Annotated in this window: 16 protein-coding genes; 3 read left to right on the top strand and 13 right to left on the bottom strand. The window is 59.5% G+C overall.

Translation table 11 applies throughout. From position 1 onward, the window contains the following. Positions 1-108: 108 nt before the first annotated feature. Entirely contained in the window at positions 109-1,014 is a 906-nt protein-coding gene (locus ACCD06_RS23040; RefSeq protein ID WP_413343772.1) for a LysR family transcriptional regulator, read from the top strand. A 772-nt stretch (positions 1,015-1,786) separates the two neighbouring features. Then, positions 1,787-2,068, top strand: a complete 282-nt coding sequence (locus ACCD06_RS23045; RefSeq protein ID WP_413343774.1) for a hypothetical protein — start codon at positions 1,787-1,789, stop codon at positions 2,066-2,068. 54 nt (positions 2,069-2,122) lie between these two features. Here ACCD06_RS23045 and ACCD06_RS23050 read toward each other — a convergent pair whose 3' ends face one another. From ACCD06_RS23050 to ACCD06_RS23100, 11 genes are all read right to left on the bottom strand, one after another. Further along, positions 2,123-2,962, bottom strand: coding sequence for an ABC transporter ATP-binding protein (locus tag ACCD06_RS23050; protein WP_413343776.1), 840 nt, complete (start codon positions 2,960-2,962; stop codon positions 2,123-2,125). 14 nt (positions 2,963-2,976) lie between these two features. Beyond that, positions 2,977-3,807 carry an ABC transporter permease gene (locus tag ACCD06_RS23055; protein ID WP_413343778.1) on the bottom strand — a complete coding sequence of 277 codons (831 nt, stop codon included), beginning with the start codon at positions 3,805-3,807 and terminating at the stop codon, positions 2,977-2,979. Between the two features lie 16 nt (positions 3,808-3,823). Further along, positions 3,824-4,795 (bottom strand): ABC transporter substrate-binding protein, encoded by a 972-nt coding sequence (locus ACCD06_RS23060; protein ID WP_413343780.1) that lies wholly within the window; start codon positions 4,793-4,795, stop codon positions 3,824-3,826. A 93-nt stretch (positions 4,796-4,888) separates the two neighbouring features. Continuing rightward, positions 4,889-6,175, bottom strand: coding sequence for an alpha-hydroxy acid oxidase (locus tag ACCD06_RS23065; protein ID WP_413343782.1), 1,287 nt, complete (start codon positions 6,173-6,175; stop codon positions 4,889-4,891). Positions 6,176-6,571: 396 nt separating this feature from the next. Next, positions 6,572-7,459: a LysR substrate-binding domain-containing protein gene (locus tag ACCD06_RS23070; protein WP_413343784.1), complete on the bottom strand. Its 888-nt coding sequence runs from the start codon at positions 7,457-7,459 to the stop codon at positions 6,572-6,574. An 86-nt stretch (positions 7,460-7,545) separates the two neighbouring features. Beyond that, on the bottom strand, positions 7,546-8,706 hold the full coding sequence (gene argE, locus ACCD06_RS23075; protein ID WP_413343786.1) for an acetylornithine deacetylase: 1,161 nt from the start codon (positions 8,704-8,706) through the stop codon (positions 7,546-7,548). Continuing rightward, positions 8,703-9,677: an ABC transporter ATP-binding protein gene (locus ACCD06_RS23080; protein ID WP_413343788.1), complete on the bottom strand. Its 975-nt coding sequence runs from the start codon at positions 9,675-9,677 to the stop codon at positions 8,703-8,705. Before ACCD06_RS23080 ends, argE begins: the two co-directional genes overlap by 4 nt. Positions 9,678-9,762: 85 nt before the next feature. Then, positions 9,763-10,764, bottom strand: coding sequence for an ABC transporter ATP-binding protein (locus ACCD06_RS23085; RefSeq protein WP_413343790.1), 1,002 nt, complete (start codon positions 10,762-10,764; stop codon positions 9,763-9,765). 4 nt (positions 10,765-10,768) lie between these two features. After that, complete coding sequence (locus tag ACCD06_RS23090) at positions 10,769-11,701, bottom strand: ABC transporter permease (protein ID WP_413343792.1); 933 nt, start codon at positions 11,699-11,701, stop codon at positions 10,769-10,771. After that, positions 11,688-12,677, bottom strand: coding sequence for an ABC transporter permease (locus tag ACCD06_RS23095; RefSeq protein WP_413343794.1), 990 nt, complete (start codon positions 12,675-12,677; stop codon positions 11,688-11,690). Before ACCD06_RS23095 ends, ACCD06_RS23090 begins: the two co-directional genes overlap by 14 nt. Positions 12,678-12,819: 142 nt before the next feature. Then, positions 12,820-14,391: an ABC transporter substrate-binding protein gene (locus ACCD06_RS23100; protein ID WP_413343796.1), complete on the bottom strand. Its 1,572-nt coding sequence runs from the start codon at positions 14,389-14,391 to the stop codon at positions 12,820-12,822. Positions 14,392-14,695: 304 nt separating this feature from the next. On the opposite strand from ACCD06_RS23100, the gene ACCD06_RS23105 reads away from it, so the two are divergent. Next, on the top strand, positions 14,696-16,831 hold the full coding sequence (locus tag ACCD06_RS23105) for a methyl-accepting chemotaxis protein (RefSeq protein ID WP_413343798.1): 2,136 nt from the start codon (positions 14,696-14,698) through the stop codon (positions 16,829-16,831). A gap of 94 nt (positions 16,832-16,925) precedes the next feature. Here the strand turns inward: ACCD06_RS23105 and glsA are convergent, their stop codons facing one another. After that, entirely contained in the window at positions 16,926-17,693 is a 768-nt protein-coding gene (gene glsA, locus ACCD06_RS23110) for a glutaminase A (protein WP_413343800.1), read from the bottom strand. A 1,985-nt stretch (positions 17,694-19,678) separates the two neighbouring features. Then, positions 19,679-19,969: a hypothetical protein gene (locus ACCD06_RS23115; protein ID WP_413343802.1), complete on the bottom strand. Its 291-nt coding sequence runs from the start codon at positions 19,967-19,969 to the stop codon at positions 19,679-19,681. Between the last annotated feature and the right edge of the window lie 158 nt (positions 19,970-20,127).

Consider the following 20,127-nt stretch of genomic DNA (forward strand, 5'->3'; position numbering starts at 1 on the left):
ACCACTCTTGCACAGGTGAGGCTGTAACGGACATATGATGCGAAGATCGATAGCGTTGCCTCCAGCGCAACGGTTTACACGCCTCCGCGGAAGGTCCGGTAAGCTCGCATGCAAGACCAACGCATCGCTTATTTGTACGAGACGGTCAGAGCCGGCAGCATCCGTGCGGCGGCTGACCGCCTGAACGTCAATGCCTCATCCATCAGTCGGCAAATCGCAATGCTGGAACAGGAGACGGCCGTCGCCTTGCTGGAGCGCCTGCCACGCGGCGTCCGTCCCACGGAAGCAGGCCGGATGCTGATTGACTACCATTTGGGGCAGCAGGTCGCGCGCGCCGATGTGCTTGCCAGGATCCATGAACTGAATAATCTCGTACGCGGTACTGTCCAATTTGTGCTGGGGGAGGGGTTTATAAGTGATTTTCTCTCGGATGCGCTGCGGGATTTCTGTCGGAAACATCCGACGTTATCCTATTCCATAGAGACAATGGCCACCGACGCCATCGTTCGCGCCGTTATCGAAGACGATGCGCAAATCGGCTTGGTATTCAATCCACCATTCGACCCTCGCCTGAGTTGCAATGCACGAATCGGCAGTTCGATTCGCGCAATCGTTCCAAGAGGCCATCCGCTCGCGTGTCTAGGGCATGCTCCCTCGCTGCGCGAACTGGCGTCCTTTCCGAGTGCATCGCTGAACCATTCCTTCGGCGTGCAGCATCTCATAGGTCACGCACTGCAAATTGAACGACTGTCCATGCCTGTAATAATGAGCACCAACTCCTTCACGCTTCTGCGTAACTTTGTGGTATCAGGCTTGGGCATCGCTCTTCTTCCGGAATTCGTTGCGATGAAGGAAGTGAGAGAGGGGCTCGTCGAGGCAATCCCGATCTCCAACGCCACGTTGATGAAGGCAGAGATTCATTTGATCACACGACGGGGTCGGCAACTGCCGCCGTCCGCTCTTTCCCTGCTGGGGCATTTGCGATCATATCTCAATAGCTTCAAGAACCGCTGAACGGGAAGGCGATTTCGGCGATTGGGAATGCCTGCCAAACCCGGCTTGGTGGGTTGGATTTGTTGATCCTCCTCAACCATCGGACCGGTTCCGATCCGCGACTTCATACCCTCCAAGTTCACCCGGACCAGCCAGGTGCAAGATTCCGAATAGAACCTTCGCCATTTATCCAGCACCCCACAGGGCCGGCACATGAACATGTCCCATCCTTGAAAAATCATGAAGCCGCATACAAGGATTATGAAATCCCATTATACGATTATAATTATTCTTGAATATTATTTCGCCATATCGAGACATTGACCTTGCATTATCGGCTTCAGACCGCTAATAAAACTGTGCGTTTGAGCGCATCTTTATGTGAGACATCCTTCCTGATAAACAAACTAAGCCCGAGACGATACATCGTCTCGGGCTTTTTTCACGTAAGTTGTGAAAATATCGCTGCGATGAATAATTCAGTATTCAACACTCTCATTCAATTCGCTACAGAATTAATTTGCCGACTATGCTTTTACTTAGATTTTGCCATGCCCCATCGCAGGCATGTTTTTTACAAAATGTGGCTCCAGATGACTTGGGATATCTTCCTACTCAAAAATTGAGAAGAGACATCCACCGTCATGCCGCTGGTGACGAAGGATCTGGTGGGCAACTTGCGGCAACAGCTGGCCGAGCTGGTGCGCAGCCGGGTTCCGAATGCGCGGGCGGAGCACTTCGTGAAGCTGCGACCGGGCTGGACGAGCATGGCCGGCAGGCCGAACGCTCGGTCGTGGAGATCGTCGACGACATGCCCTTCCTGGTCGATTCCGTCACGGCGGAGTTGAACCGGCAGGGCCTCACCGTCCATCTGGCCGCCCATCCCGTCATCCGAATCGTTCGTTCCCGGCATATCCCATGGCGTCGTGCCGTTCACATTGAGCGCACGACGCCATGGGATATGCCGGGAACGAACTCCTTTGATCCGCGGCCGAACTGCTTTAGCGTCAAAATCCTGGTGGACTTTATCGGCTTGGGCTCGTACTTGGCATCAGGGGCAAAATCCCCGGGATGACATTGGCCGTCCACATAGGCCGACTCCGAAAGCTCGCGATTTTCGGTTGCAAAGCTAATCCGCTGTGACGGACCGGATTTCCTCCTGGCTGAAACGCTGTTGCTCTTCCATCACCATCTGCGAAAGCTCGCGCTTCAGGCGATTGAACTCCGGATTGGAACCGTCCCGCGGACGGGGCATGTCGACATGGATGTCGCGCTTGATGGTGCCCGGCCTGTAGGTCATCACGATGATACGGTCTGCAAGGTAGATCGACTCTTCAATGGAATGAGTCACGAACAGGACTGTCTTACCCACCTCCTCCCAGATGCGCAGCAGCTCGTCCTGAAGCGTGCGGCGGGTCAGGGCGTCCAGCGCGCCGAAAGGCTCGTCCATCAGCATGATGGGGCTGTCCAATGCCAGCACGCGCGCAATGGCGACGCGTTGCCGCATACCACCCGACAGATCCTTCGGATAGCGGTGCCGAAAATCCTGAAGATGCAGCTTGGCCAGCAGCGCGTCCACCCGCTCCTTGACTTCGGCGCGGCCCATCCTTTTGATCTGCAGGCCGAAGGCGATGTTCTCGGCGACCGTCATCCAGGGGAACAATGCATATTCCTGGAACACCATCCCGCGATCGGGACCCGGCGTAAGCACAGGTTGTCCATCGACTGTGATGACGCCTTGGGACGGCGGTTGAAACCCGGCGACCGCGTTCAGCAGCGTAGACTTTCCGCAGCCTGACGGACCCAGCAGACAGACAAACTCCCCCTGCCCCACCGTCAGGTCGATGCCCTGCAAGGCGACGATGTCATGGCCCCCGGTGGTGAACACCTTGTTCACACCGCGTACCTCGATTTGGGTAGCGCCGGGGACGAGCCGGGCGTCGGCAATGCTCTTTACTGCGGTGATCATGTCGGCGTCTCCGATCAGCTGTCCAGACCGCGGTGCCACCGCAGCAGATGGGTGTTCAGCCGGTTTATGGCGATATCGATGGCGAGGCCCAAGAGGCCGATGGTGAACATCCCGGCGATGATCTTGTCGGACCACATGAACTCGCGCGCCTCCAAGATGCGGAAGCCGAGGCCGGAGTTGACGGCGATCATCTCCGACACGATCACGACGATGAAGGCGGTGCCGATGCCGATCCGCGCGCCGGCGAGGATGTAGGGCGTGGCGGCCGGCAGGATGACGCGCAGGAACATGGTCAGCCTACCGGCACCCAGGTTGCGGGCGGCGCGCAGATAGATGCCGTCGACATGGCGCACCCCGGCGATGGTGTTCATCAGCACCGGGAAGAAGGCGCCGATGGCGATCAGAAAGATTGCCGGCGGGTTGCCCAGCCCGAACCATAGGATCGCCAGCGGGATGTAGGCGATGGGCGGGATCGGCCGCAGCACCTGGATCAGCGGATCGAACAACTCATAGACGCGAGGGTTGGTGCCCATCAGCAGGCCGAGCGGCAGCGCCAACCCGGCTCCGACGAGAAAACCAAGCACCACCCGATAAAGACTGGAATAGGCATCGAACAACATCTCGCCCGACAGCGCCCAGGCCAGCCAGCCGGACCGGGCCGGGTCATAGGCGTCTGTCGGCAGCAGATAGTGCCACCAGCGAATGAGAACAGCCTCCGGCGATGGCAGAATCGTTGGATTGATCAGACCGGTGGAGGATAGCACCTGCCACAATGCAAGGACGGCGATCGGAACCACCGCACCACGGAAGAGCATGGCCGGCGTCAGAGAAACGGATCGGGACATGGTGGATTCCAGACGATCAGTTGACCTTGAGGGCAGATTTGGCTTTGGCCAGCAGGTCAAGTTTGACCCAGTCGGCCGCCTTGGGCGCCCGGTCCATCCGACCGACACCGTATTTCTGCATGAGATCCGTGGTGGCCTGGACATGCTCGACCGTCAGGTCGTAGGTAAATTGCGAATTGCCGATGGCGTCCTGATAATCCTGACTCGTGATCTGGCCCTTGAAGATTTTGTCGCGCACATAGGTTTCGGCCAATTCCGGATTGGCGATGAAGGTGGCCGTGGCTTCGACGAAGCAGCGCAGCACGCGCTCCGCGACGTCCGGCTTGTTCCGGTAAAGATCTTCGGTGATCACCAACGTCCGTACCGGCGAACCGAGTTCGGTGTCATAGGGTTTGATCACCTCTGTACCGAAGCCTTTGTTGATCGCTTGGCTTGCCTGCGGTTCGGACTGGCACATGGCGTCGATGCTGCCCGCGGCGATAGCCTGATTGAGGTCGGCAAAGGCCATGTAGACGATCTGCACGTCCTTGCCGGGACGGTCGGACCAGCTCAGACCATGCTTCGCCAGTTCAGCGAGCAGCAGCAGCTCTTGAGCACCACCGCGGGAAACGCCGACCTTTTTGCCCTTCAAGTCGGCAATGCTCCTGATATCCGCGTTGGAGCGCGCGACGATGCGCGCCCCGCCCTTGGCAAAGCCGGCGACCGCATAGATCGGCACGCCGGAAGCGCGGCCGGCAACCGCGGCGTCCGCGCCGCTTGCCGCCATGTCGATCTCGCCGGCGACGATCGCCGGCAGAATATCGATTCCCTTGGCGAACACGCGCTCGTCGATCTTCAAATCATATTTTGGCGCAATTTCCTTCATGTAGGAAATCGCCCCGAAATGGGCAAATTTGAGGTTGCCGAGACGGACCAGATCGGCGGCGGCAGCGGATTGGGATGCGAGCGCCAACGCAACGGTGGCTCCCAGCACATTCTTCTTGAGCATGTATCTCTCCCCATATTCCATGAAAGTTCTTCGGACGCGCCCAGGAGGCGCGGCACTTTTGGAAACCTCGAAGGTCCGGATCTTCTTTGGCAACTAGGCGGTGGCCGAATTCGCCAGCCCGCGCGGTCTCATCGAATCCGCCGGCGTCGGTGGCTTCATCGCTGCAGGCAGCACCGAAGCGGAATATTCACCATCGGACGGCGATGCCGTTGGTCGCAGCAGGTCCCGGCTCAACTCCTCGCATGAGCGAACGCCAAGCAACGCCATGTCGCGGTCGACCTCTTCACGGAGCAGTCGGATTCCATGCAGTACCCCACCCTGTCCCCCCACGGCCGCTGCATAAGCGAAAGGACGCCCGACGAAGACGAACCTCGCACCCAGGGACAGGGCCTTGACGATATCGGTACCGCGGCGAATGCCGCTGTCCATCATGACCGGAAACCGGCCGAGGGCCTCTACGATCTCCGGCAGAACCCGTAGCGGCGACAACACCCCGTCAAGTTGACGCCCGCCGTGATTGGAAACGATGACGCCGTCCGCCCCCCTTTCCCGTGCGGTCAACGCATCGGCGACGCTCAACACCCCTTTAATGATCAGGGTGCCTTTCCAGCGCGAGCGGATCTGGTCGAAATGGCGCCAGTTCAGATGATCTCGGTTGCTGAAATCGCGCAGCACATTGGCCGACAGGACCGGTGCGCCACGTTCGGCGAAGGAATTCTCGAAATGAGGCATCCCATGCTGCATCAACGTGCGCAGAAACGTACCCAAAAGCCAGCGCGGGTGTGTCAAGCCATCCCAGGCCAGTCGAAGGCCAGGACGCAAGGGTGTCGAAAAGCCATTGCGAATGTTGTTCTCGCGATTACCGTAGACCGGAATATCGACTGTAAGCACCAGCGTCTCGAATCCAGCGGCATCGACACGGTCGAGAAGTGCGTCGATGCGCTTCGCATCGCCAGGCAGATAGGCCTGAAACCAGGTTCCAGGCGCCGCAGCGATGACATCCTCGAGAGGGATCAATGAAGAACCGCTCAGAATCATCGGCACGTTGGCTGCCCTGGCGGCGGACGCCAGGACGATGTCGCCTCGATAAGCGGAAAGCGCCGATAATCCCATGGGCGCGATGCCAAAGGGAGTATCGTACTTCCGCCCGAACAGCGTTACCGCCTGGCTCCGTTGGGACACGTCGACCAGCACCCGCGGCAACAGGTGATGCTCTGCAAAGGCAGAGCGATTTTCCCGGAGCGATTGGTTGTCTTCGACGCCTCCCGAAACATATCCGAAGATCGAACGGGGAAGATGACGCTTCGCCGCAGCTTCAAAATCCTTGAGCGCCAGCATCCGCTTCGATGGGCCTTTGGTCTGACTTTCTGTATCGAGCATGAGCGGAGAACCGTGAATGAGTTGTCGCACGTATGATCCGCCTATTTGCATGTATCAAGATAGCGAATATATGTCGGCCACTTTGTTCACTTAAATCGAACAAGTTGCTCGCAGATCAGACGGAGCACACCCCTGTCGGAAGCAGGGAGGATTCATGGTCGATGGTGTGGCCTTGGATGTCGATCTACGCTCCGACAGCCTGGATAATGGACGACAAGTGCATCCGCCAGATGCGATAGGCACAAGCTAATTAGTTGAAAGACATGCCCTCATGGTCAATTTCCCGTAATTTCAAACGAACATATCAAAGATCGCAAATTCTCCATTGCCTGAATGGAAATAAGTGATTCAGGCAATCACAATCCAGGACATGATATTTTATCAAACACCTTCAACTCAAGAATACTCTCTCGCCACGGAGCGGAAAGCATCGATCAGCGCAACCAACACATCCGATTTCGGCTTGTTTTTCGACACGGCCAAGGCCACGGTCTGCCAAAGCGTCGGGGTGAAGGGTCGAATGACTGCTGTCTGAAAATTGATTTCGTTGGCCATCAGTTCATTGACAAGTGCAATTCCAACACCTTGCGCGGCAAGTCCGCAGGCATGGGCGCTGCTGGTTGTCTGCGCCCGCACGATGGGCTTGACGCCGGCGCGTGCGAACACCTCTTCGAGCTTCTGGCGCCAGTGATACAGCGGATTGATCAGCACGAGCGATTCACCGTCGAGATCTGAAACATCGATGGTGGATCGGTTGGTCAGGCGATGTCCGCGCGGCACGACGCAAACGCAACGGACATCGACCAGCGGGAACACATCGACGCCGGGCAGATGGGCCGGCATCAGCAGCAAGACGAGATCTGCCTTGTCCTCAAGCCGTTCCAACCCGTAACTCGCCGCCTCGCCGAACCCCACGTCGAACAGATAGCCTGGAAACAACGGCGAGACGTTGGCGATGACCCGTGCGGCGAAATTGTAGGCGAGGCTGGGCATGATGATGACGTTGACGTTGCCGGTCTTGACGTCGCGTGCCCGATTGGCGAATTCGGTGATGGCTTCGAGCGAAGCGAAGGCCTTTCCCACCTCAGCGAACAGCGCCATCCCTTCGTTGGTGGGAATAAGACGCCCATTCTCGCGTCGGAACAGCGGAATTCCCATCGATTTCTGAAATTCCGTGATCAGCTTGCTGACCGCCGGCTGCGTCAAATTCAAGATCCGGGCAGCGGCAACGGTGGTTCCTGTCGAAACGACCAGACGGAAGGCTTCAAGCTGGCGGAGATTCATCCGATGTCCCTTTGCGGCCCTCGATCATTACATGACGTAATTGTGAACATTCCGTTGCCGCAGCCTTCGTGATCCGCTGAGCGGTCTCAGGCGGCCGCTTTTCGGCCAAGGGCATCGGCGAGGGCCTGCATGAAGCGGTCACCGGCTTCGATTTGGGAGATTTCGATGAACTCGTCTGGCTTGTGAGCCTGAGCGATCGATCCGGGACCGCAGATGATGGTGGAAATGCCTGCTTCGCTGAAGTGGCCGGCTTCAGTGGCATAGGCGACGGCGAAGCTGTTGTTGTCACCGGTGATCCGGCGCACGACGGCAGCAATATCGGCCTCGGGATTCGTGGCGAGGCCAGGGCTTTTGCTCACAACCGACAGGGTGATGCCGGTGTCGGGGGCCACCGCGCGCATCTCCGGCTCCAGCGTCCTGCGGCAATGGTTTTCGACCGACTGCAGGATTTCGTGTGGGTCGTCGATCGGCAGATGGCGGATCTCCACCGTGAAATGGCAGTCCCGCGGCACGATGTTGGAGGCAGTCCCGCCGCGCACCATGCCGACGTGAAGGGTGGTCGAGGCCGGGTTGAAGCGTTCGTCGAACGGCCCCTCCCTGTAGCGCCGCTCGGTCTCCTGACGGATGAAATCGATGATGCGCGCAGCGTACTGCACGGCGTTGACGCCGTCCGGCGCCATCGAACTGTGGCATTCGTGCCCACGCACATGGGCATCGGCGCACAGGATGCCCTTCTGCCCGACGACCAGCTTCATCGATGTCGGTTCGCCGACGATGCACGCAGCCGGTCGGATGCCCCGCAGCCGGATCGCCTCCAGCAGGGTCGGAACGCCGAGGCAGCCGACCTCCTCGTCATAGGAGAATGCCAGGTGAACCGGCCGGTCGAGCGACGTCGCCTTGAAGCGGTCGACCGCGTTCAGCGCCACGGCGACGAACCCCTTCATGTCCGAGGTCCCCCGGCCATAGAGCTTGCCTCCGCGTTCGGTCAGGGTGAACGGGTCGCTGCTCCATGGCTGGCCCTCCACAGGCACCACGTCGGTGTGGCCGGAAAGGACGATGCCGCCGTCGCGGTCCGGGCCGATGGTGGCCCACAGATTGGCCTTGGTTCCGGTTTCGTTGTGGACCAGTTCGGACGCGACGCCGCGCCGTTCGAGATAGTCCCGCACCCAATCGATCAGCGCTAGGTTGGACTTTGAACTGACCGTGTCAAAGCCGACCAGACGGCGCAGGATTTCGATGCTCGTCATGAAACTCTCCGGAGAATACTGAGGGGCATGGCCGGCGTCGTCCCCACCGTCGAGGAGACGGCGTGGCAGGCGGCTTCGCTGCCATCGCTGAGCACGCGGACCGCCGGCCGTTCATTGCGGCAGCGGTCGGTGGCGAGCGGACAGCGCGGATGGAAGCTGCAGCCGGTCGGCGGGTTGATCGGGTTGGGCACCTCGCCACCCATCGGCTGGCGGTCGCGCCGCGCCATCGACAAGTCCGGCAAGGTGTCGAGCAGAAGCCGGGTGTAGGGATGCTGTGGGTTGCGGAAAAGTCGGTCGGTTTCCGCCACCTCCACCAGCCGGCCCAGATACATCACCCCGACCTGGTGGGCCATGAATGAGACCACGGCCAGATTGTGGCTGATGAACAGGTAGGTAAGGCCGAGCTCACCCTGCAAATCCTTCATCAGATTGAGAATCTGCGCCTGCACCGACACGTCAAGGGCGGAGGTCGGTTCGTCACAGACCAGGAACTCCGGATTGCTCGACAGGGCGCGGGCGATCGAGATGCGCTGGCGTTGCCCACCGGAAAATTCATGGGGGAATTTCTCGCCATCCGACGGGGCCAGACCGACCAGGCGCAGCAATTCGTCCACGCGACGGTCGATCGCCTGCCTGCCGTCGAGCAGGCCGAAGGCACGGATGGGCTCAGCGATGATGTTGCGCACGCGCCAGCGCGGGTTCAGGCTGGCGTAGGGGTCTTGGAAGATCATCTGCATCTGCCGACGCAAGGCCGCCTGTTCCGCCGGCGACGTCCGCGCCAAATCGTGACCGCCGATGCGGATGCTGCCGGCCGCGGGCCGGTACAATCCAACGATCATCCGGGCCACCGTCGATTTGCCGCAGCCGGATTCACCCACGAGGCTGAAGGTGGTTCCCCGCTTTATCTCAAAGCTGACGCCGGCCACCGCCTTCACCGACTGCCGTGGAAGTCCACGCAGCTTGCGCACCACCCACGGGGCCGAAACGTCGAAGCGGCATTCCAGGTCACGGACGGAAACCAGCGGACCGGTGCCCTGCTGAGTGAGGGGAGCTTTGTTATTGGACATTGACGTGAACCTCCTTGGCCGCGACCCAGCAAGCGGCCTGGCTGCGCCCAACCGAGGCAAGCGGGGGTGGGGTCTGCCGGCAGCGGTCCGTCACCAGATGGCAGCGTGGGTTGAATGCGCAGCCCGGCGGGAGCGCGTTCAGCCGCGGCATCGACCCGTCGATCTGGGTCAGCCGGCCATCGCGTTGGCCGATCTTCGGAATCGCCCCCATGAGGCCGATGGTGTAGGGGTGCTTCGGCGCGTGGATGACATCCGCGACCGGGCCGATCTCCACGATCCTGCCGGCATACATCACCGCCACCCGGTCGGCGGCCTCGGCGATCACCCCCATGTCATGGGTGACCAGAATGATCCCGGTGCCGTGATCGCGGCACAGCCGCTTCAGAAGCTGGATGATCTGCGCCTGGACCGAAACGTCGAGCGCGGTTGTCGGCTCATCGGCGATTATGAGACGGGGGTTGGCGCACAGGGCGAGCGCGATGACCACCCGTTGGCGCATACCACCGGAAAACTGATGGGGATAATGGTCGATCCGTTTGTCCGGTGCCGGCAGCCCGACCTCTCTCAACAGCTCGATCGCACGGTGGCGGGCTTCGGCTTGAGTGATCGGGAGATGGACGCGCATGGTCTCGATCAATTGCCGGCCGACCGTATAGAGCGGGTTCAAGCTGGTGAGCGGATCCTGAAAGATGGCACCAATCTTCGAACCGCGAATCCGGCGCATAGCGTCGGGGGTCAGACCGGAAATGCGATCGCCTTCCAACTCGATGTCGCCGCCGACCACCCGGCCAGGAGGATCGAGCAGGCCGATGATCGACATGCCGGTCAATGATTTGCCGGCCCCTGACTCGCCGACCAAGCCGAGGATTTCACCCGGTTGCACGGAGAAGGAGACGTCGTCGACGGCGCGCAGCACGCCTCGTCGGGTGGCGAACTCGACGCGCAGGTGATCGACGTTGAGAAGCGGCGCGGATTGGGTGTGTGGGCTCATCGTGTCACCGCAGTTTGGGATTGAGGGCGTCGCGCAGCCAATCGCTCAGCAAATTGACAGACAGCACCATCAGGATCAGCGCGAGACCGGGCCAGACCGTGATCCACCATTCTCCGGAAAACAGATATTCGTTGCCGATGCGGATCAACGTGCCAAGGGAAGGCTGCGTCGGCGGAACGCCCACGCCCAGGAAGGACAGCGTGGCTTCCGTGATCACAGCCAAAGCCAAATTCAGGGTGGCGATCACCAACACCGGTCCGATCACGTTCGGCAGGATGTGGCGTATCAGGATCAGCGCGGGCGACAGCCCGATGATGCGGGCGGCGGAAACATAGTCGCGCTGCTTTTCAACCAGCGTGCTGCCCCGCACCGTGCGCGCATACTGCACCCAAAAGCTGAGGCCGATCGACAGCACCAGCACGGGAACGGCGACTGCTTCATGCTGCTCAGCAGGGAGCAGGCCGCGGGCCACGCCGTCGACCAGCAACGCGATGAGGATCGCCGGAAAGCTGAGCTGGACCTCGGCGATCCGCATGATGATGGTGTCTATCGTCCCGCCGAAATACCCGCTGACCAGGCCGAGCGTAATCCCGAGCACCGCGGCGAACAGCACCGACAGCACGCCGACGGTCAGCGAAATGCGCCCGCCATAGAGGATGGATGACAGGATGTCCCGACCCTGCACGTCGGTTCCCAGCAGGAACCGCGGATCGCCGCCGCTCTGCCAGACTGGCGGCAGGCCGGCGTCCATCAACTCCACCGTCGCGACGTCCATCGGATTGTGCGGGGCCACCCAAGCGGCGCCGAAACAAGCCACGAAGATGATCAGGGCCAGAACGGCCGCCGCCACGGTGACCGGCGACGAGCGGAAACTCCAGACGATGTCTTTGTTCCAAAAGGCGGCGAACCGGCCCTTGATGAGGTCAGGTCTTGGCATGGGTGCCTCCCAGCTGGCCGCGCAGGCGCGGGTCGACAAGGTAGTAAAGGACATCGACCAACAGGTTGATCAGGACGAACAGGAACGCCACCAGCAGCAGGTAGGCCGCCATCACGGGGATGTCGGCGAACTGTACCGATTGCAGAAACAGCAGACCGAGACCGGGCCATTGGAAGACGCTCTCGGTGATGATCGCGAAGGCGATGATCGAACCCAGCTGGAGCCCGGTGATGGTGATCACGGGGATCATGGTGTTGCGCAGGGCATGGCCGAAATGGATGCTCCGGTCCGGCAGGCCACGGGCCCGGGCGAACTTGATGTAGTCCGTACGCAGGATCTCCATCAACTCCGAGCGCACCAGCCGCATGATGAGCGTCATCTGGAACAGCCCCAGCGTCACCGCCGGCATCAGGACGGCCTTCCAGCCGGATACGGTGAGCAGGCCGGTGCTCCAGCCACCGATCCGCACGACATCGCCGCGCCCGAAGGAAGGCAGCCAGCCGAGCCAGACCGAGAAGATCAGGATCAGGAAGATGCCGATCAGAAAGGTCGGCAGTGAAATGCCGATCAACGATCCGGCCATCACCAAGCGCGACAGGAAGCCCTTGCGGTGCAAGCCGGTATAGACGCCGAGGACCATTCCGAGCACCAGGGCGATGACGCTGGCCACGACCGAAAGTTCGAGGGTGGCGGGCAGTCTTTCGCCGATCAGTTCCGCAACCGGCCGCGCTTGGCGGTAGGACATGCCGAAATCGCCATGGGAAGCGTCGGCGACGAAGCGGGCGAACTGGGTCACGATCGCATCGTTCAGCCCAAGTTGCGTGCGCAGCACCTCCCGCTCGGCCTGCGAGGTGTCCTGGCCGACCATGTTGTTGATCGGATCACCGACGAACCGGAACAGGGAGAAGGAAATGAGCGCCACGACGCCCATCACCAGAAAGGCTTCGGCAATGCGCCGAACAATGAAGAAGATCATGGTTCCCTCTCTCCAGCGGCGCCACCACATCCTGATGGCGCCGCCCGAGTTGTGCGCCCCCGTTCGGGAGCGGGGGCGCGAATGGAGCCGGCGGCGGCAGGGGACGAAAGCCGTCGGTTCCATTCATGCCGTTTGCGGCTGTTCAGTTCACCGTGACCCACCGCCAATTGAAGGTGTTGTCGGCGAGCTGGTGGAGTTGGACATTCGCGCGGGTGGCCCAGGCCAATGCCTGTTGATGCAGCGGGACGTGGCCGACCTCATCGCGATGGATGGTGAAGGTCTCCTGGATCATCGCCTTGCGCTTGTCAGGATCGATCTCCGACTGGATCTGACCGATCAGCTCGTCAATCCGCTTGTTGCTGTAGCGGCCGTAGTTGTAGCCGCCCTGCCCCGTATCGTTGCGGCTGCCGATGATCGATGCCAGGACGTTCAGCGCATCATAGGTGTCGGGCGTCCAGCCCAGCATGTAGAAGCTCGTGTCGAGCGCCGCCAGCTTGGGAAAATAGTTCACCTTCGGCATGGCGTTCAGCTTCACCGTAATGCCCGCCCGCTTGAGCATCGGCACCAGCGACACGCAGATTTGTTCGTCGTTGACGTAGCGGTCGTTCGGGCAGTCAAGCGTGACCTCGAACCCGGTTGGATAGCCGGCCTCCGCCAACAGCTTCTTCGCGGCCTCAGGATCGTAGGGAAAGCGCTTGTTCAGATCGGCGTCGAAGCCGTTCACGGTGGGCGCCACCATCAAACCGGTCGGGGTGGCGGCGCCGCGCATGACACGGGCACGAATGGCCTCCATATCGATGGCCTGATAGACCGCCTTGCGGACCCGCACATCCTTGAAGGGGTTCTTACCCTTGACATTGGAATAGAGCAATTCGTCCCGACCCTGGTCGAAGCCGAGGAAGATGGTGCGCATCTCCGGCCCCTGGTACAGCTTCAAGGAAGAGTCACTCTTCACGCGATCTACATCCTGCAACGGCAAGGTATAGACCATATCGATTTCATTGGTCGCGAGTGCCGAGAAACGGGTGTTGGCCGCCTTGATCGGCTGGAAAATCACTTCGGTAAGATTGTGTTCCGGCTTGTCCCACCAGCCCGGATTGTTGGTGAGAACGGTCTTCACGTCCGGCTCGCGGCTCTTCAGGACAAAAGGACCCGTGCCGTTGGTGTTGCGTGTAGAAAAATTCTCCTCGTTCTTCTTGATGTCGGTCGGCTTGACGGCGTTGTTTTTCTCCGCCCAGATCTTCGACATCATATAAACGGAGCTGATATCGCCGGGGAGCAGCGGGTTCGGCGATTTGGTGATGATGTCGACGGTGTTCGCGTCGACCGCCTTCACCTCCGCAATCGAAAGCAGCTTGGACCGCAGATCCGACCCTTCCGCCATTGCGCGGCCAAGCGAGAAAACCACGTCGTCCGCCGTGAAAGGACTGCCGTCATGGAAGGTGACGCCCTGGCGCAAGACAAAGCGCCAGCGATTGGCGTCTTCCTGCTTCCAGCTTGTGGCAAGCGCAGGCTCCAGTGTCAAAGTTTTGGATCGGCGAGCCAGTGGCTCATAGATGTTGCCGAGAAAACCAAGTTGGAAGGTATTGTTGGTGTAATACGGGTCCAATGACACAACATCACCGTCATTGGACCATCGAAACGTCTTAGCATCGGCAGTGAACAGCGGCGCTGTCATCAACGCAGCCGAAAGAACTAGGGTGCTCAATCGCATCGCTATCTCCGTTACCAGATCGGTATGCCCCCTTTCCGCCTTGCTTTGCGAAACTTTTGACATGCAAGGCGGCTGATTGCTGCTTGGAAGTGCAGATTTCCGATGATACTCCGGACTTCCGAATAAACAATATATGAAAATTCGTTATACCATAATAACAGCTTAAGATAGTTGTTCGACATTCTCTGAAATGATAGAGATCAACTTACCAACAGCGGTGCGCCGCCGTCGCAGCAAAGGGCATTTTATAGCCATTTGCCAATATACCGGGCATCTATGCATGACGCTTACAAGGGGATAGGCAATGTCTGTTCAGGACAAGACCGTTGGACGTTTCCGCCGAGGCGGTGTTGGAGTTCGGCTGTGGGGCGCCTTCCTCGGCATCGCGGCGTTACTGATCCTATCTGCCGGCGTATCTGTCTATGTTTTCCAAGGCCTGGAAGCCCGATTGAGCGGTCTCGCCGCCAGCGAGGTGCCGTTGATCGCCGATGCCCTCACATTGTCAATTCGGGCACAGGCGATCGCCACCCTCGCTCCGTCAATCCCGACAGCGCGCTCCCAAGAGGAGCGGGTCGCTCTTTCCACCCAACTAAAAGATGATATTGCCCTCGCCCGTCGGTTGGCCCGCACGATCTTGGCGCGCGACGCCAAAGGGGCGCTCGGGTTCCAGGACGTTCTGGTGCAACTCGACCGGCTGGCGGCGACCATTGGCACGCTTGACGCCACAACCTCCACGATGCTCTATCGCCGCACCGAGGCGGAGGCAGTGGGCCGCGAGCTTGTGTCCCTGCTGGAAACGATGCGCGAACGCCTGGGACCAGGCATCGAGCTGACGCGCTCGGACTTCGACTATGCGGCATCTTCGGCTCAGGGACATGCGTCGGATCAGACGACGGTGGACCTTCTGGTCACCGCGGGGCGCAGCGGCATTCGCTTTGCGGACGTGGAGCGTAGCATGGGCGCGCTGCGCCGGCTGGTGCTGCAGGCCAGCCTTGAGGGCACCAGCGAAGCGGTCAAGCGCGTTGAACTTGATTTCAGGCGCGAGGCGATGGCCCTGGAAACGGCGTTCCGTGATCTGGACGAAGCAACCAGAGCGGTGGCTGAGGAAAACATCGACAAGTTGCACCGCTTCGCCGCCTCGGCTCCATTCTCGGCGGCGGCGGCTCTGGCCGACACCCATGTCGCCCTGTCGGCGGCATTGGACGACAGCCGGAACGAGGCGGCGAGGTTGACGGGCCTGATCGACACCAAGGTTCAGATCAGCCGGGCCAGCGTCGACCAGGCGGCCCTTCAGGCACGGACGTCCGCCGAGGACGGGGCCGTTATGGTGATTGTGTTGGCCATCGCTGGGACCGCCGCCGCCGTGCTGCTCGGCTATGCTTACGTCGGCCGCCTCGTGCTGCGCCGTCTGCGGGAGTTGCAGGTCCGGATGGTTGCGGTGACCGAAGGGGATCTCGCCACCCAAATATCGACGGAAGGCCACGACGAGATCGCGGCGATGAGCCGCGCACTGCTCGTGTTCCGCGACACCGCCGTGCGTTTGAAAGACATGGAGCTGGAGCGTCAACGGCTGCGTGAACAGGCCGAGCGCGAGCGGCGTGATGCCACCAGTTCGCTGGCGCAGGCAATCGAGACCACCGTGACGGACGCGGTCACAGGTGTCGTCGACGCGGCGGACGGCATCCGTCGCTCTGCCGAAACGCTGGACGCAGCGACCGCGCAGGCCCATACCCAAGCGGTGGCGGTGCGGTCGGTGAGTTCCCAGCTCAGCGATCACATGCAGGCGATCGCTGGTGCAGCGGAGGAATTGTCCGCCTCGATCCAGGAAATCAGCCGCCAGTCGGCCCACGCCGCTGTAGTGGCGGACGACGCTTCGACGAAGGCGGATGCCGCCACGCTACGGATGGGAGAAATGATGACGTCGGCGGGACGGATAAGCGATGCGATCTCGTTGATCAGCCAAATCGCGGGCCAAACCAACTTGCTGGCATTGAACGCCACCATCGAGGCAAGTCGTGCGGGCGAGGCCGGCCGTGGCTTCGCGGTCGTGGCTGACGAAGTCAAGCGGCTGGCCACGCGATCCTTGGAAGCCACCGCGACGATCTCGGACGTGCTGACGTCGGTCCAAACGTCCGCGCAGGATGTCTCCGGCTCGATCGACGCCATTGCCAACGTGGTGCGTGACATGGCCTCGGTGTCCCAGGCTATCCTCAACTCGGTCAGCCAACAATCACAGGCGACGGGCGAGATCTCGCAAACGGTGCGTGGCGCCGCAGCGGGTACCACCGATCTGGAAAATGACATCGTTGCAGTTCTGAAGGCCGCGGAGGTGTCGAAGCTGTCCGTCGGCAGCGTGCTGAACGCCGCTGAACAACTCAACGTCTCGGCGGGGCGCCTGGGAAACTCGGTACAGGCACTGACCCACAAGCTGATGGCATGATCTGGCGGGGAGGCCATCGGTGATGGTTGGCACGTCAACGTGGCCCATCTCCATGGCCAGCCCCATTCGCCCGCTGCGACCACCGTGGTGGCGATCAGCCAAGAACGGACAATCTGGTCCTCTGCGCGAAGAGTTCGAGGGCCAGTGTTCCGACAAGGGAGTTGCCTGATCGGTCGAGACCAGGTGACCAGACGGCAATGGAGCATTTCCCAGGCGCGATCGCGACGATTCCGCCTCCCACCCCGCTCTTGGCCGGCAATCCGACGCGGTAAGCGAAGCTGCCCACCGAGTCGTAAACGCCGGATGTCATCAGCAGGGCATTGAGCCGCCGGACGATCCGCTGCGTCATCACCGTTTCACCGAGGATGCGAGAAAATCCCCCGGTTGCCAAAGGAAGGAACAGCCGGGCAAGCTGGCTGCAACTCATCTCGAGGGCGCATTGGCTGCAGTATTCCTCCACGAGGGCCGAAGGAGCACTGTGGATCATGCCGTGGGTACTCAGAAGGTGGGCGATGGCGAGGTTCTTGTGAGCATGTTTGAATTCAGAAACTGCTACTTGGCGGTTGATGTCTATGTCTGTGCTTCCCGACAATGCGCGGGCGTAATCACGAACCACCGGCGCGACTGCCCCAAGCTTCTTCAGCAGGTAGTCCGTGACGACCAATGCACCGGCATTGATAAAGGGGTTGCGGGGAAAGCCACTCTCCAGTTCAAGCTGTGCCAGAAAATTGAATGGCGTCCCCGACGGTTCTTTGCCGACACTTTGCCAAATTTCATCTCCGCCGCGGCAGAGCGCCAGGATCAGCGTCAGTAACTTGGATATGCTCTGTATCGAGAATGGCTCATGCGCATCTCCGACCACACGGCATCACCCGAGTAATGGCGAACAGGGAGCAAATGCATCCAGAATGCTCCTCAGCTTTAGAGAATTTTCTGCCAGCCCAGGCTGGGCGGCGACCCTCCCTACGCGGGCAGAAGGCTGCTGCAAAGGGCCGGGGGGGGGGCATGGGGCGCCAGAAAGCTCTGAGACGGCACGGGGTCCGAGTGCCTGCCGGGCGCTGAAGAAACAAGTCCTGCCTAACAGAGACCACCACAGGGGACCGGGGACCACCACATCCGCGCGTGTGTGCCCGCGCCGGCGGGGGAACGGCAGGCGGCCGGGCGCCCGCGTGCGTCCAGGCAACACAGCTCCAGCCCACCCCGGGCGGGGGCAAGGGGGGGGGGTGTTATTCGGCTCGGGGCAGCACACGCTGGGGTGGGGGCCATGTCGGTGGGGGGGCAGTTTCAAAAGCTCCTGCAGGCAGATGGTGTGCACAGCCTCCTGCACTGACATTCTCTGCTTTTCCGCCTGCACACCAACCGTGGGGGGAGACTACTGGCAATTTTGTATAAAAAAAACAACACAAAAAATCGATATCTGGGATCAACAGCAAACAAAGGGTAAAAAGCATACCAAACACTGCTCAATAAGCAAAAGCTAAAAGCAACAGAGTAAATAAAAATTTAGACGCTAACAGCAGACGCTGAAAATGGAACTATATATATCAGAAGAAGCTGAAGCATATGTGGGAAATGACATCGAGCAAAGATCATCAGAAAAAAAAAAGAGAGAGAATTTCCCCCGGTAAAAGCTGTAAAGGGAAACGGGTAAAAGCAACATCACCAAAAATCCTCCAAAAAGTGCTCAATCAAATATGCACACTGAACATTAGACTTTGACGACCAAATACTACAAGAAATTGTTATGGGGCAACATCAACAAAAAAATAACAAAATAATTGACAGAATACCCCTCCAAACCAATGTGTCCATTGGTAAATGGGGTGGCAGGGGTGGAAGGCAGCCCGACACGGCCAGCCCAGTGGAAGGTAGGTGGCCGCGCTGGCAGACAAGGCAGGCAGGCCGACAGCGGTGCCAGCCGCGGGGAGCCAGGCCGGGGGCCGCGCGAGTGAAGCTGCCAGGCCTGCACAACAGGTGCTCACGCGGGTGGGCACCGTCCACAGAAGGCCCCATAGGCCCCGCCGAACACCAGATCAAAGGAATCTCAGCCATCCAGCAGGCATTCACCTCTACAAACAACAGACAGAAAAACAAACAACAGACACGGTCCGCCCCGCGTGCGTGTGTGTGTGTGTGTGTGTGTGTGTGTGTGTGTGTGCGCGCGCGCGCGCACACACGGGGAGAAGGTACTAAATCACAGTTCTGGATGATCGAAACCAGGGGACCCACCACAGAAGGTCCATGTTGTCCAAAGCTCAAGTCCATTGATCTGGCCCACACAACAAGAGAAGAAATGCTGCCAGGTAGGCATCTCAACACTTAGCACATGTTTCACCTAAAATCAGAAGAGACTGCTCTCAACAAGGTGCCGCCACCTTCAGGGTAATCTGTGGCAAATAAACTGGTGACAAGTTCTTTGCACTGTTGAGAAAAAGAGACATATGTAGGCAGCCAGCCATATATTTCACACAACAGAGAAGGTAGAATGCCAACAAATGCCATTCACTGGTTACACAGTGTCTAGTAATAAACAAACAGGCAAGAACAAAGTACCAACTGGTACTGAGCCTTCGGGGAAAGCACACTAGCACGGTGCTCAAACCATGCCTCAGAATAAATGGCAATGCCCTTCTTTTGGGGGCACAGTCCAACCAGTCACTGCCTAGAGCTCGGGGTGCACAAGTTTAAAACCCTCAGGAAACAGACTGACCAATGATCACTGGTGTTGGGTGGCATGAAAAGGCAGCCATGTCACCGTGAGTTGTGGGGGCTCTGAAGGGGAAACATCATGACCAGAGAGCATCCAGCCTCCAAAGGGAAGGATGAGTAAGGGGACAGAAACCACAGCTAGTCCTGGTGCCTAGTTCTATGCCACATGAACAGATCCTGAAGGTAGGCATAATCTCCTGCCGTCCAAAAGGATCTGTGGTGCAGCCAGTGTACAATGCCTACAATCGTTTCCGCTTGGACTGCCGCCGCGCCATACATCGGTTCTTCAGGATCATGGAGGCGCGTCCAAGCAAGTTCAACAGAAGCATCTGATAAAATTGAATTATAGAAAGCTTGATATTTACGCCACAGCACTTGCCAAGCTTCTCGATCGGCGATCTGAAACGGCCGTACGATCAAGTCCGTCATCGTCGCACTCTCCTTGAAAGAAAACGTCGGATGGGCTACCATCAATAATAGTAAATTTGTTTTTAATCCTACGTTATACGCGATACAATCAGCGCTTGTATAATGCACCTCTCCCCTTCATAAGCACATTGCTATGTCGAATTATTGTAAATGCACCG

Source organism: Azospirillum sp. CT11-132, from assembly GCF_047302835.1.
Classification (GTDB): domain Bacteria; phylum Pseudomonadota; class Alphaproteobacteria; order Azospirillales; family Azospirillaceae; genus Azospirillum.

Excerpts from the sequence above, each read along its gene's own strand:
- ACCD06_RS23040 (WP_413343772.1), top strand. The coding sequence starts at position 109 with ATGCAAGACCAACGCATCGCTTATTTGTACGAGACGGTCAGAGCCGGC.
- ACCD06_RS23050 (WP_413343776.1), bottom strand. The coding sequence starts at position 2,962 with ATGATCACCGCAGTAAAGAGCATTGCCGACGCCCGGCTCGTCCCCGGC.
- ACCD06_RS23055 (WP_413343778.1), bottom strand. The coding sequence starts at position 3,807 with ATGTCCCGATCCGTTTCTCTGACGCCGGCCATGCTCTTCCGTGGTGCG.
- ACCD06_RS23060 (WP_413343780.1), bottom strand. The coding sequence starts at position 4,795 with ATGCTCAAGAAGAATGTGCTGGGAGCCACCGTTGCGTTGGCGCTCGCA.
- ACCD06_RS23065 (WP_413343782.1), bottom strand. The coding sequence starts at position 6,175 with ATGCTCGATACAGAAAGTCAGACCAAAGGCCCATCGAAGCGGATGCTG.
- ACCD06_RS23070 (WP_413343784.1), bottom strand. The coding sequence starts at position 7,459 with ATGAATCTCCGCCAGCTTGAAGCCTTCCGTCTGGTCGTTTCGACAGGA.
- argE (WP_413343786.1), bottom strand. The coding sequence starts at position 8,706 with ATGACGAGCATCGAAATCCTGCGCCGTCTGGTCGGCTTTGACACGGTC.
- ACCD06_RS23085 (WP_413343790.1), bottom strand. The coding sequence starts at position 10,764 with ATGAGCCCACACACCCAATCCGCGCCGCTTCTCAACGTCGATCACCTG.
- ACCD06_RS23090 (WP_413343792.1), bottom strand. The coding sequence starts at position 11,701 with ATGCCAAGACCTGACCTCATCAAGGGCCGGTTCGCCGCCTTTTGGAAC.
- ACCD06_RS23095 (WP_413343794.1), bottom strand. The coding sequence starts at position 12,677 with ATGATCTTCTTCATTGTTCGGCGCATTGCCGAAGCCTTTCTGGTGATG.
- ACCD06_RS23100 (WP_413343796.1), bottom strand. The coding sequence starts at position 14,391 with ATGCGATTGAGCACCCTAGTTCTTTCGGCTGCGTTGATGACAGCGCCG.
- ACCD06_RS23105 (WP_413343798.1), top strand. The coding sequence starts at position 14,696 with ATGTCTGTTCAGGACAAGACCGTTGGACGTTTCCGCCGAGGCGGTGTT.
- ACCD06_RS23115 (WP_413343802.1), bottom strand. The coding sequence starts at position 19,969 with ATGACGGACTTGATCGTACGGCCGTTTCAGATCGCCGATCGAGAAGCT.